Origin of the sequence: Pseudomonas sp. GM33, from assembly GCF_000282295.1 — a bacterium.
GTDB classification, from domain to species: Bacteria; Pseudomonadota; Gammaproteobacteria; order Pseudomonadales; family Pseudomonadaceae; genus Aquipseudomonas; species Aquipseudomonas laurylsulfatiphila.
On record NZ_AKJO01000003.1, the window covers coordinates 47,827 to 60,342 of the forward strand.

The 12,516-nt window shown below is 60.5% G+C and carries 14 protein-coding genes; 5 read left to right on the top strand and 9 right to left on the bottom strand.

Translation table 11 applies throughout. The features are described 5' to 3' along the window. Nucleotides 1-81: 81 nt before the first annotated feature. From PMI26_RS29010 to PMI26_RS29000, 3 genes are read left to right on the top strand one after another with little or no spacing between them, the layout of a single operon-like run. The gene (locus PMI26_RS29010; protein ID WP_007969809.1) at nt 82-1,089 is read left to right on the top strand and encodes a methionine ABC transporter ATP-binding protein; all 1,008 of its coding nucleotides are present in this window, start codon (nt 82-84) and stop codon (nt 1,087-1,089) included. Then, a complete protein-coding gene (locus PMI26_RS29005; protein WP_007969810.1) occupies nt 1,089-1,763 on the top strand; it encodes a methionine ABC transporter permease in 675 nt (224 codons plus the stop codon). Before PMI26_RS29010 ends, PMI26_RS29005 begins: the two co-directional genes overlap by 1 nt. A gap of 60 nt (nt 1,764-1,823) precedes the next feature. After that, complete coding sequence (locus PMI26_RS29000) at nt 1,824-2,597, top strand: MetQ/NlpA family ABC transporter substrate-binding protein (RefSeq protein ID WP_007969811.1); 774 nt, start codon at nt 1,824-1,826, stop codon at nt 2,595-2,597. Between the two features lie 172 nt (nt 2,598-2,769). Here the strand turns inward: PMI26_RS29000 and PMI26_RS28995 are convergent, their stop codons facing one another. From PMI26_RS28995 to PMI26_RS28975, 5 genes are read right to left on the bottom strand one after another with little or no spacing between them, the layout of a single operon-like run. Beyond that, nucleotides 2,770-3,405 carry an SCO family protein gene (locus PMI26_RS28995; protein ID WP_007969812.1) on the bottom strand — a complete coding sequence of 212 codons (636 nt, stop codon included), beginning with the start codon at nt 3,403-3,405 and terminating at the stop codon, nt 2,770-2,772. Further along, nucleotides 3,402-4,301, bottom strand: coding sequence for a heme o synthase (gene cyoE, locus PMI26_RS28990; RefSeq protein WP_007969813.1), 900 nt, complete (start codon nt 4,299-4,301; stop codon nt 3,402-3,404). Before cyoE ends, PMI26_RS28995 begins: the two co-directional genes overlap by 4 nt. Then, entirely contained in the window at nt 4,289-5,362 is a 1,074-nt protein-coding gene (locus PMI26_RS28985; RefSeq protein ID WP_007969814.1) for a COX15/CtaA family protein, read from the bottom strand. The genes cyoE and PMI26_RS28985 overlap by 13 nt, the downstream gene beginning before the upstream one ends. Nucleotides 5,363-5,372: 10 nt before the next feature. Beyond that, the gene (locus PMI26_RS28980; RefSeq protein ID WP_007969815.1) at nt 5,373-5,966 is read right to left on the bottom strand and encodes a hypothetical protein; all 594 of its coding nucleotides are present in this window, start codon (nt 5,964-5,966) and stop codon (nt 5,373-5,375) included. Further along, entirely contained in the window at nt 5,932-6,672 is a 741-nt protein-coding gene (locus PMI26_RS28975; protein ID WP_007969816.1) for an SURF1 family protein, read from the bottom strand. The genes PMI26_RS28980 and PMI26_RS28975 overlap by 35 nt, the downstream gene beginning before the upstream one ends. 70 nt (nt 6,673-6,742) lie before the next feature. Here PMI26_RS28975 and PMI26_RS28970 point away from each other — a divergent pair, with 70 nt between their 5' ends. Further along, the gene (locus PMI26_RS28970) at nt 6,743-6,946 is read left to right on the top strand and encodes a twin transmembrane helix small protein (RefSeq protein WP_007969817.1); all 204 of its coding nucleotides are present in this window, start codon (nt 6,743-6,745) and stop codon (nt 6,944-6,946) included. Between the two features lie 67 nt (nt 6,947-7,013). Here the strand turns inward: PMI26_RS28970 and PMI26_RS28965 are convergent, their stop codons facing one another. The 4 genes from PMI26_RS28965 to coxB form a co-directional block, all read right to left on the bottom strand. Then, on the bottom strand, nt 7,014-7,901 hold the full coding sequence (locus tag PMI26_RS28965; protein ID WP_007969818.1) for a cytochrome c oxidase subunit 3: 888 nt from the start codon (nt 7,899-7,901) through the stop codon (nt 7,014-7,016). Between the two features lie 25 nt (nt 7,902-7,926). Next, nucleotides 7,927-8,478: a cytochrome c oxidase assembly protein gene (locus tag PMI26_RS28960; RefSeq protein ID WP_007969819.1), complete on the bottom strand. Its 552-nt coding sequence runs from the start codon at nt 8,476-8,478 to the stop codon at nt 7,927-7,929. Between the two features lie 138 nt (nt 8,479-8,616). Beyond that, a complete protein-coding gene (ctaD, locus tag PMI26_RS28955; protein WP_007969820.1) occupies nt 8,617-10,209 on the bottom strand; it encodes a cytochrome c oxidase subunit I in 1,593 nt (530 codons plus the stop codon). An 82-nt stretch (nt 10,210-10,291) separates the two neighbouring features. Next, the gene (gene coxB / locus PMI26_RS28950) at nt 10,292-11,419 is read right to left on the bottom strand and encodes a cytochrome c oxidase subunit II (protein ID WP_007969821.1); all 1,128 of its coding nucleotides are present in this window, start codon (nt 11,417-11,419) and stop codon (nt 10,292-10,294) included. Nucleotides 11,420-11,788: 369 nt separating this feature from the next. Between coxB and PMI26_RS28945 the strand changes: the two genes are divergently transcribed. Continuing rightward, the gene (locus PMI26_RS28945; RefSeq protein ID WP_007969822.1) at nt 11,789-12,439 is read left to right on the top strand and encodes a hypothetical protein; all 651 of its coding nucleotides are present in this window, start codon (nt 11,789-11,791) and stop codon (nt 12,437-12,439) included. Nucleotides 12,440-12,516 lie beyond the last annotated feature (77 nt).

The following is a 12,516-nucleotide window of genomic DNA, read 5'->3' on the forward strand; positions in this document are numbered from 1 at the left end:
AGAACCTCTATACGGACAGGCTAAAATGCGCGCCCGGCTAACCGCTGACCCTTTTCCAACGCGCCCCACAAGGTTCGCTACGTGATCGAGTTTCAAAACGTCCATAAAACCTACCGCGTCGCCGGTAAGGAAATCCCCGCGCTGCATCCGACCAGTCTGACGATTGAGAACGGGCAGGTTTTCGGCTTGATCGGTCATTCCGGCGCAGGAAAAAGTACCCTGCTGCGTCTGATCAATCGCCTGGAAAACGCCAGTGGCGGCAAGATCACCGTCGACGGTGAAGAAGTCACCGCGCTCGACGCCAACGGTCTGCGCCGCTTCCGTCAGCAGGTCGGGATGATTTTCCAGCACTTCAACCTGCTGGCCTCCAAGACCGTCGCCGACAACGTCGCACTGCCGCTGACCCTGGCCGGCGAACTGTCGCGCAGCGAGATCGATTCGCGCGTGGCCGAGTTGCTGGCGCGAGTCGGTTTGTCCGACCACGCGAAAAAGTACCCGGCGCAATTGTCCGGCGGGCAAAAGCAGCGTGTCGGCATTGCCCGCGCCCTGGCGACCAAGCCAAAAATCCTGCTGTGCGATGAAGCCACCAGCGCCCTCGACCCGCAAACCACTGCATCAGTCCTGCAACTGCTGGCCGAGATCAATCGCGAGCTGAAACTGACCATCGTGTTGATCACCCACGAAATGGACGTGATCCGCCGGGTCTGCGACCAGGTGGCAGTGATGGACGCCGGTGTGATCGTCGAGCAAGGCTCGGTGGCCGAAGTGTTCCTGCATCCGAAACACCCGACCACCAAACGCTTTGTGCAGGAAGACGAGCAGATCGACGAAAGCGAACAGCGTGACGACTTCGCTCACGTACCGGGTCGCATCGTGCGTCTGACCTTCCAGGGCGAAGCGACCTACGCGCCGTTACTGGGCACCGTCGCCCGGGAAACCGGGGTGGACTACAGCATCCTGGCCGGCCGTATCGACCGCATCAAAGACATCCCTTACGGGCAACTGACCCTGGCCGTGACCGGCGGTGACATGGAGGCGGCGTTCGCCCGCTTCACCGCAGCCGACGTCCACATGGAGGTGCTGCGCTAATGGAAGCCCTGACAAGTTTCTTCGCCAATATCGACTGGTTCGAAATCTGGCTGGCCACTGGCGACACCCTGCTGATGCTCGGCGGTTCGCTGTTGTTCACAGTGTTGCTCGGCCTGCCGCTGGGCGTGCTGCTGTTCCTGTGCAGCCCGCGCCAGTTGCTGGAAGCCAAAGGTGTCTACGCGATGTTGTCGCTGGTGGTGAACGTTCTGCGTTCGCTGCCGTTCATCATCCTGTTGATCGTGATGATTCCGTTCACCGTGTTGATCACCGGCACATCCCTCGGTGTTGCCGGTGCGATCCCGCCGCTGGTGGTGGGCGCCACGCCGTTTTTCGCGCGCCTGGTGGAAACCGCCCTGCGTGAAGTGGACCGCGGCATCATCGAAGCCACCCAGGCCATGGGTGCGACCACGCGACAGATCATCACCAATGCGCTGCTGCCTGAGGCCCGTCCGGGCATCTTCGCGGCGATTACGGTGACCGCAATTACACTGGTGTCCTACACGGCGATGGCGGGTGTCGTCGGCGCCGGTGGCCTGGGTGACCTGGCGATCCGCTTCGGTTACCAGCGTTTCCAGACCGATGTGATGGTCGTGACGGTGGTGTTGCTGCTGGTCCTGGTCCAGGTACTACAAACCGTTGGCGACAAGTTGGTCGTCCACTTTTCCCGTAAGTAAGACATGAGCCGGCCATTCGCTGGCAGGCGCCAAACGGGCGCCTCACAAGGAGTTAGCTGAATGAAAAAACTACTCGTCGCCTTCGCTGCCGTTGCTGCATTCTCGGCCCACGCGGCTGACACCCTGACCGTCGCGGCCACCCCGGTGCCACACGCCGAGATCCTCGAATTCGTGAAGCCGACCCTGGCCAAAGAAGGCGTGGACCTGAAGGTCAAGGTCTTCACCGACTACATCCAGCCGAACGTGCAGGTCGCGGAAAAGCGCCTGGACGCCAACTTCTTCCAGCACCAGCCGTACCTGGATGAGTTCAACAAGGCCAAGGGCACAAACCTGGTATCCGTCGCCGGTGTGCACCTGGAACCCCTGGGCGCTTACTCCAGCAAGTACAAGACCCTCGCTGAACTGCCTGGCGGCGCCAACGTGGTGATCCCCAACGACGCCACCAACGGCGGCCGTGCACTGTTGCTGATGGCCAAGGCCGGGCTGATCAAGTTGAAGGATTCGAACAACATCCTGTCGACCGTGAAGGACATCACCGAGAACACCAAGGACCTGAAAATCCGCGAACTGGAAGCCGCGACCATCCCGCGCGTGCTGACCCAGGTCGACCTGGCGCTGATCAACACCAACTACGCGCTGGAAGCCAAGCTCGATCCGGCCAAGGACGCGCTGGTCATCGAAGGCAACGACTCGCCGTACGTGAACATCCTGGTGGCTCGCCCGGATGACAAGGACAGCGACGCGATGAAGAAGCTGGTTGCCGCTTTGCACAGCCCGGAAGTGAAGGCCTTCATCCTCGAGAAGTACAAAGGCGCGGTAGTGCCGGCGTTCTGATCCATTGCTGCAACGAAAAAAGGGCGCATTGAATGCGCCCTTTTTTGTGCCTGAAACAACGTCCCCCTGTGGGAGCGAGCTTGCTCGCGATGGCGGTGTATCAGTCAATGTAGATGTTGAATATTACGGCCTCATCGCGAGCAAGCTCGCTCCCACAGGTTTAGCGGTGTCTTTAGTTGCGCTTGAGCATCACCGGCAACTGCGCCACCAGCTTCGCGTTGTTCAACGGCGCCCGGATGAAGCCGCGCTGCGTGCCGTCCGGCCCGATCACCGCGAGGTTGCCACTGTGGTCGACCGTGTAGTTTGGCTTGTTGGTGTCCGCCGGAATGAACGGAATGCTCACCGCGTTGGCGACCTTTTGCAGCTCATCGATCGACTTTGGCGCGAGGCCGACAAACTGCGGGTCAAAGTAACTCAGGTACTGCTTGAGCTGCTGGGGCGTGTCGCGATTGGGGTCGATACTGACCAGCACGATCTGCAGCTTGTCCACCGCCTCGGGCGGCAACTCGCTCTTGATCTGTCGCAGCTGGGCGAGGGTGGTCGGGCAGACGTCCGGGCAGAAGGTGTAGCCGAAGAACAGCAGGCTCCACTTACCCTTCAATTCATTGATCGTGACCGGCTGGCCGTCCTGATTGGTCATCGTCACGTCCGGCAGATTGCGGCTCTGCGGCAGCAAAATGATACCGGCGTCGATCAGCGCCGTCGGATCGCCCTGGTTTTTTCCGGACAGCACCTTGTTGACGGTCAGGCCCAGGATCAGTGCGACCAGGGCGACGAGGATGAAGACGGTTTTCTGGGTTCGAGTCATAGGTTCAACAGTAAGTAGTGGTCTACGAGCAGGGCGATAAACAGCAGGAACAAGTAGTAAATAGAGTACTTGAACGTGTTGATTGCCGCGTGCGGCCGAGTGCCACGGTACAACACCACGGCCCATTGCAGAAACCGCGCCCCCAGCCCGAGCGCGCAGACCAGGTAGAGCGTACCGCTCATGTGGATCACGTAGGGCATCAGGCTGACGGCGAGCAGCGCAAAGGTATACAGCAGGATATGAATCTTGGTGTAGTGCTCGCCATGGGTGACCGGCAGCATCGGGATGTCGGCCTTGGCGTATTCCTCCTTGCGATGAATCGCCAGCGCCCAGAAGTGCGGCGGGGTCCAGGCGAAGATGATCAGCACCAGCAGCAGCGGTTCGGCGCTGACGTGACCGGTGGCGGCGGTCCAGCCGAGCAAGGGCGGCGCGGCACCGGCCAGACCGCCGATGACGATGTTCTGCGGGGTCGCACGCTTGAGGAATCCGGTGTAGATCACCGCATAGCCAAGCAGCGAGGCGAGGGTCAGCCACGCGGTCAGCGGGTTGGTAAACGCCAGCAGCATGGCTTGCCCGAGGGCCGCCAATACCAGCGCGAACGTCAGCGCAGCAGTCGGAGAAATCCGGCCTTCGGCGAGCGGCCGTTTGTGGGTGCGCGCCATCACCGCGTCGATGCGCCGGTCCACCACATGATTGACCGCCGCGGCGCCACCGGCACACAGGGCGATGCCCAGGTTGCCGAACACCAGCACCGTCCACGGCACCCCGGCACGGGTCGCGAGGAACATCCCCACCAGCGAAGTGATGAGCATCAGCACCACGACCTTGGGTTTGGTCAGCTCCAGGTAATCACGCCAGATCGCCTGACTGGGACGTTCGCCGATCAGAATCGCCATGGCATCTCTCCTTTTATTGTTATGGGCCCGGCTGAGTGTTTACGCAGGCTGAAGCGCCAGCGCGTTGGCTGCTTGACCCGGACCAGACTGGTTCGGGCGTGGTAGTTGACCAGCACCATGGTCAGCAACAGCGCGGCGCCGCCCGCGTTATGCGCGACGGCCACCGGTAGCGGCAGATGGAACAGCACGTTGCTGATGCCCAGGGTGATTTGTGCGCCAAGGGCAATCAGCACCAGGCCTGCCAGGCGCGTCATGCCGACCGCCTTCAATTGCCAGGCCAGGCCGAGCAATACCAGGGTGACCAGCAAGGCACCGATGCGATGGGTCAGGTGGATGGCCGTACGGGCGTCGCTGTCCAGTTGCCCGCCGAGGTAATTCGGGCCGATGTGTTGGGTCAGATGAAAGCCATTGGCAAAATCGGCAGGCGGCAGCCATTGGCCGTGACAGGTTGGAAAGTCGATGCAGGCCACGGCGGCGTAGTTGGAACTGACCCAGCCACCGAGGGCGATTTGCCCGATCACCAACAACAGCCCCGCCGTCGCCCAGTGCTGCAAACGTCGTGGCACGGTCAGCGCCGGCAGTACGCCGGACAGGCGCAAGGTCAGCAGAAACAACAGGCTCAAGGTCGCGAAGCCGCCAAGCAAATGCCCGGTGACCACCTGCGGCCAAAGCTTGAGCGTTACCGTCCACATGCCGAACGCGGCCTGGCCAAAGACCACCGCCAACAGAAACAACGGCAACTTCACCGGTTGCCCCGGATGACGGCGATGCAACCACGCGCGACCGGCCAACACCGCAATCAACACGCCCAGCGTGCCAGCGAAGTAGCGGTGGATCATCTCGTTCCAGCCCTTGTGGGCCTCGACCGGAGCGTCCGGGAAATGCAATTCGGCATGGGCCAGCTGGGCTTCGCTTTTCGGCACGCTGATGAAACCGTAGCAGCCAGGCCAGTCCGGGCAGCCGAGGCCGGCGTGGGTCAGGCGGGTGTAGGCGCCGAGCAATACCACGATCAGTGCCAGCAAGGTGGCAAACAATGCGAGACGAAATCCAGGCTTGGCCATGACGATGCCCTTATCCGATGTTCGACAGTTTCAGCAGGTGGCGTAGATCGTTCAGCAGGTCCTTGCCCTTCACCGACGGGTCGTAGCGCAGCACCAGATTGCCGTGGGGGTCGATGATCCACAGGTGCGGCGCGTCATTGCTCTGAGCGCCTTTTGTGTAGGCAGGCAAGTCCAGTGGATAGCGTTGCAACTGCGGGTACTCGCGTTGAAGTTTAGTCTCGTAATCGCTGTTCAGCGTCTGCGCGGCGGCCAATGCATGGCTGGCGCGGGACGCATCGCGGCCGAGGCCGATCTGGATCTGCCGCGCCAGGTACACCAGTTGCTGGCAGTCCACCGCGCAATCCTTGGGCGCGGTCACCAGGATCTGCCAACGCTCTTCCTGGGCCTGCACGCCAATGTCCGCGCGAGTCTGACCGTTGCCGATCAGTTCGCCGTGATAACTGCGACCCTCGGGCACCCAGAAATTCAGCTTGTACATGCCGGTGGCAAGGATCATCGGACCGATCACCCCGAGCAGGATCAGCAACAGTTGCATACGGCCCTTGCGCCGGTTCACCGAAGGTTTCGCCTCAGACATGCTGGGTGGATTCATGGCCGCTCCCATGGTGTTTCTCCTTTGCGTTGTGCCAGCCTAGATAGAGATAAAGACCGAACAGGGCGATCGCCATGGCGAACCACTGCACGGCATAAGCGATGTGTTTTTCCGGGCCCGTGGCGACTACTGGCCAGTCGGCCTGATAGGTGGCCGGGCCGGATTCTGCGCGCAGCTCAAAGGCAAAGCCTTCGCGGTTCAGCGTCTTCCAGAGACTGGCCGGTTCAACGGCGGTAATCAGCTTCGGCCACGTCGCTGTCGCCGGGTCTGCATGCAATTGAAACGGCGCACCGGGGGAGACGTAGACCCACGCGTCGAAGCTGACGGCCTCGGCAGGTGTCTTGAATTGCACGGGTATGCGGCGTTCCGGCCAGGGCAGCCAGCCGCGATTGACCAGCAACCAGAGCCCGCTGGCCTGATCATGAAAGGGTTGCAACAGCTCGACGCCGACCCTGCCGTTACGTTGACTGTTGTCGAGCAGCAGGCTGTGTTCGGCATCGAAGCGGCCGTGCAGGCGAACCCGGCGGAAAGCCGGGTCAGCGGTGTATTGCAGTTCGGTGCTGGCCATCGGCTCGGCGGCCCGGCGCTCGGCGTAGGTTTGCAGCAGCGCGCTTTTTTCTGCGCCCCGGCTCAATTGCCAGAACCCCAGGGACACCAGTAGCGGCAGCAACAGTGCGACCACCAGCGTTGGCACGATACCCGGCCGAAAGCGCTTCATGGCATCGCCAGAAAGTCGGTCATCGCGATAGCTATACTCAAGTGCATCGCCTGTCCCCCGGAGTCCCACCATGCTCAAAGCAGCCATCGTCCTGATGCTGATTGCCACGGTTGTCAGCCTGTTCAGCGGCCTGTTTTTTCTGGTCAAGGACGACAGCCGCTCAAACCGCCTCGTCATTGCCTTGAGTGTGCGTGTCACGCTGGCCGCCATTACCCTCGGTCTGATCACCTGGGGTTTTTTCAGCGGCCAGCTGGTTTCTCATGCCCCCTGGTAGCCGTGCTGGCGATGGTGTGTCAGACACGTTGATTTCGACTGACACACCTTCGCGAGCAAGCTCGCTCCTACAGTACGTAGACGAAAACGAACAACCCGATCCACACCACATCCACGAAGTGCCAGTACCAGCTCGCCGCTTCGAAGCCGAACTGGTGCTCGCTGTCGAAGTGCCCGCGCATGACTCGCATCAGCATCACGAACAGGATGATGGTGCCGATGGTCACGTGGGCGCCGTGGAACCCGGTGAGCATGAAGAACGTCGCGCCGTAGATGCCCGAACCCAGGGTCAGGCCCAGTTCGCGGTAGGCGTGCATGTACTCTTCGGCCTGGAAGGTGAGGAATGCACAGCCCAACACTACGGTGAGCGCCAGCCACAGCTTGAGTGCGCCGCGATGGCCTTTTTTCAAGGCGTGGTGGGCGATGGTCACCGTCACGCTGGAGCTCACCAGCAACACGGTGTTGAGCAGCGGCAGGCCCCAGGGGCTGATGACCTCCTTGGGTGGCGGAAACAGTTTCGAGTCGGGGTTGTCCAGCAGCGGCCAGGTGAACTGGAAGCTCGGCCACAGCATGTGCGCGATGCCTTTGGCGCCTTCACCGCCAAGCGCCGGCCCGGAGATGTGGCGCACATAAAACAGTGCGCCGAAAAAGGCGATGAAGAACATCACCTCCGAGAAAATGAACCAGCTCATACCCCAGCGGAACGAGCGATCCATTTGCGCACTGTACAAGCCGCCGCGACTTTCCTTGATCACCGTGCCGAACCAACCGAACAACATGTAGGCCAGCAGTAACCCGCCGACGAAAAAGATCAGTGGCCCGTGGGATTCCGGGCGCGCCGCTTTCAGATCGTTGAACCAGGTGGCCAGGCCAAACACCGTGACGAACATGCCGACCGTGGCGATGATTGGCCATTTGCTCTGGGCCGGTACGTAATAATGCTCATGAGTTGCCATTTATTGTTCTCCTTATCGGGCACGCTCAGCCGCCAGTGTTTACAGCTACCGGTGGATGTCGGGCGGTGATATCGAACAGCGTGTAAGACAGCGTCAGGTGCTTCACATCCTTGGGCATGTCACGGTCAACGATGAAACGTACCGGCATCTCGATCCGTTGACCGGGCTGCAGCACTTGCTGGGTAAAGCAGAAACATTCGGTCTTGTGGAAGTACGCCGCCGCGGTGCTTGGCGCGATGCTCGGCACGGCCTGGGCACTCATCGGCTTATCGGTGGGGTTGTGGGCGATGAAGATCATCTCGTTCACCGCCCCCGGGTTCGCGGTCAGTTCGTCATGCTTGGGGTAAAAATCCCACGGCATATCGGCGGAGTTGGTCGACAGAAACTGCACACGCACCTGCCGCGAGATGTCGACTGTCTGCTCCCCCTCGTACTGCCCGGCGGTCTTGCCATTGATGCCGAAGGCCTTGCACATCACGTCGTAGATCGGCACCAGCGCAAACCCGAACACAAACATTGCCCCCACTACCAGCAATAGACGGGTGACCAGTTTCTTCAGCGAAATCGAGTCAGCCATGATTGCAAACCTCTACGCCAACCCCTGTAGGAGCGAGCCCGCTCGCGAAAAACCTGAGAACGCCGCGGGGCATCAGGCTTCCAGCGTTATCGTTGACGACCATCGCGAGCGAGCTCGCTCCTACAAAGGGGCAGGCGTTCATTTCACTTCCGGCGGCGTGGTGAAGGTGTGATACGGCGCCGGCGACGGGATGCTCCACTCCAGGCCTTCAGCCCCATCCCACGGTTTGGCCGGTGCCGGCGGGCCGCCGCGAATGGTCTTGATCACGATGAACAGGAAGAAGATCTGCGTGGCGCCGAACATGAATGCGCCGATCGACGACACCATGTTGAAGTCGGCGAACTGCAGGTTGTAGTCCGGAATCCGTCGCGGCATGCCCGCCAGCCCCACAAAGTGCATAGGGAAGAAGGCCAGGTTCATGCCGATGAACGACAGCCAGAAATGCAGCTTGCCGAGGGTTTCGTCATACATGTGGCCGGTCCATTTCGGCAACCAGTAGTAGGCCGAGGCGAAGATCCCGAAGATCGCCCCCGGTACCAGCACGTAATGGAAATGCGCGACCACGAAGTAGGTGTCCTGGTACTGGAAGTCCGCCGGGGCGATGGCCAGCATCAATCCCGAGAAACCGCCGATGGAGAACAGGATCACGAACGCCACGGCAAACAGCATCGGTGTCTCGAACGTCAGCGAACCCTGCCACATGGTGCTGGCCCAGTTGAACACCTTCACGCCCGTTGGCACCGCAATCAGCAGGGTGGCGTACATGAAGAACAGCTCGCCCACCAGCGGAATGCCGACCACGAACATGTGGTGCGCCCAGACGATGAACGACAGGAACGCGATACTCGCCGTGGCGTAGACCATCGAGGTGTAGCCGAACAGCGGCTTGCGCGAGAAGGCCGGAATGATCGAGCTGACGGCGCCGAAGGCCGGCAGGATCATGATGTACACCTCGGGGTGGCCGAAGAACCAGAACACGTGCTGGAACAGCACCGGGTCACCGCCACCGGCGGCGCTGAAGAAGCTGGTGCCGAAGTGGATGTCCATCAGCATCATCGTCACGCAACCGGCCAGCACCGGCATCACCGCGATCAGCAGGAACGCGGTGATCAGCCAGGTCCAGACGAACAGCGGCATTTTCATCAGCGTCATGCCGGGGGCGCGCAGGTTGAGGATGGTGGCGATCACGTTGATCGCACCCATGATCGAGCTGATCCCCATCAAGTGAATGGCGAAGATGAAGAAGGTCACGCTTTCCGGTGCGTAGGTCGTCGACAGCGGTGCGTAGAACGTCCAGCCAAAGTTCGGTCCGCCACCGGGGGTGAACAGGGTCGAAACCAGTAGCAGGAACGCCGCCGGCAACAGCCAGAAGCTGAAGTTGTTCATTCGCGGCAGGGCCATGTCCGGCGCGCCGATCATCAGCGGGATCATCCAGTTGGCGAGGCCGACGAAGGCCGGCATCACCGCACCGAAGACCATCACCAGACCGTGCATGGTGGTCATCTGGTTGAAGAATTCCGGCTGGACGATCTGCAGCCCCGGCTGGAACAACTCGGCGCGAATCACCATCGCGAACGAGCCGCCGAGCAGGAACATGGAAAACGCAAACCACAGGTACAGGGTGCCGATGTCCTTGTGGTTGGTGGTCAGCACCCATCGCATCAGGCCTTTGGCGGGGCCGTGGGCGTGGTCGGTGGCGGTATGAACATGTTCATCGATTACAGCAGTCATGTCCTGTCTCCTGCAAACAGATGGGCTGGGCAGGTCGGGATGCGTAGCCCCGACCGGTTCCTTACGTGCGCAATAGACCGGGTCATTTGCTTTCCGCCTGTTTCAGCTCCAGCACTTCTTTTGGCGTGACCATGTCGCCCTTGTTGTTGCCCCAGGCGTTACGTTCATAGGTCACGACCGCTGCGATATCGACTTCCGAGAGCTGTTTGCCGAACGCGGCCATGGCGGTGCCAGGCTTGCCGTGGAAGACAATGCTCAGGTGACCTTCTTTCGGTCCGGTGGCGATTTTCGAGCCCTTGAGTGCCGGGAACATCGGCGGCAGGCCCTGACCTTCGGCCTGGTGACAGGCCACGCAGGTCGTGTGATAGACCTTGTCGCCGCGCTCCTTGAGCTCGTCGAGGGTCCATTCCTTGCTGGTCAGCTCTTTGAGCTGCGCGGCCTCGACCTTGCGATCGGCCAGCCATTTTTCGTAATCGGCCTTTTCCTTGACCTCGACCACGGTCGGCATGAAGCCGTGATCCTTGCCGCACAACTCGGCGCACTGGCCACGGTAGATGCCGGGCTTGTCGATGCGGGTCCAGGCTTCATTGACGAACCCGGGTATCGCATCGCGCTTGACCGCGAAAGCCGGCACCCACCAGGAGTGGATCACGTCGGCAGAGGTCACCAGGAAGCGCACTTTGGTGCCGACCGGCAGCACCAATGGCTTGTCGACCTCGAGCAGGTAGTGCTCGCCCTTGGCTTCCTTGTTGTGGATTTGATCCTGGGGGGTGGTCAGGTTGCTGAAGAACTCGACGTCCTGGCCCAGGTATTTGTAGTGCCACTTCCACTGGTAGCCGGTGACCTGGATATCGATCTCCGGTTCGCTGGCGTCGTACATCTTGATCAGGGTCGCGGTAGCGGGAACCGCCATGGCCACCAGGATCAGGAAGGGTACGATGGTCCAGAGGATTTCGACGGTGGTGCTTTCATGAAATTTGGCGGCCACCTGCCCGGTCGAGCGGCGGTGGAGAATCATCGACCAGAACATGGCACCAAAAACGATGATGCCGATCACCACACAGATCCAGAAAATGGTCATGTGCAGGTCGAATACTGCGTGACTGATTTCAGTCGCTCCAGGCGCCATATTCACAGTCCAGGCCGCTTGCGCCTGACTGAAAATCGACCACAACAGGAGGCCCATCCAGACATGTGGATGTCGCATCATTGCGGGTTCCCCTTATCGTTCTTGTTATCCCGCCGGCTTTCACCTGCGGCAAGGGAGCGGCTGCATCAGACTACGAACTTGAGCACCGGGCCTTGCTGCATATGCAGTCGGGCGTCATCAGCTAACTCCATTCCACCCCGAGTATAGACAGCACCTCCGACCTCGCAATGCGAAGGCGTAAATCATCTGAAACAGCATTAACTTGCATTGCAGGGCACGAATGGAGAAGGATGCAGACGAATGGTGGCAAACCGATATAACGGGGCCGTCTCAAGGATGAAATAATTATGACAAATGCGTCTTAGCATTTTTCGTAAGCCAGCTAAGTTATGTCTTCCCTATTTCATTGCCTTGTTTCCTGGAGTTTTCATGAACACCGCCGCATTGCGCGAGCAGATCCAAAAAGCCCAACAACACGAAGCCGAGACCGGCCTGCTGACGCGTCAGCTGGAAAGTAAATTGCCTCATCTGCACCCGGCGATCCAATTGCCGGAGGCCGATACCAACGGCGTATTGACGCGATTTGTCGCCGCCTACATCGAAGAAGTGCCCGATCTGCTGGATGCAGCCAATGAAGTCGCCAGGGAAGCGGGCATCGAGTCACAGATCAAACCGGTGCTGAAAATTGCCGAGCAGTACTTCCTCCAGCCGCCAGCCATCATGGCCGGCCATGTCGGGCTCGACAGCCTGTTGGATGAAGCCTATCTGGCACACCGGTTTGTCGAAGAGGTCAACGACCTGTACATCAAGCATTTCGGCCAGCCACTGATCCCCTTGGACATGACTGTCGCCAACCTGATTGCTCACCAATTGATCGGTGAGTCGTTCGCCAACCAACTGGACGAAGTGGTGCATCACGCCATCGACGAGATGCTCAACGACGAAAGCTTCGCACTGGAGTCGGTGGAAGCCTACCGCGAGAAGCTCAACAGCCCGGACACCGGCGCCGCATGGAAACGCTGGCCGTGCATGTCCCGCCGCCTGGGCGTAGGCCTGGAGCTGGATCAGCCGGCGGCTTGATCCCTGAAACCTGTGGGAGCGGGCTTGCTCGCGAATGCGGCGTGTCAGTCGACATAAACGTTGAATGATTGACCGTA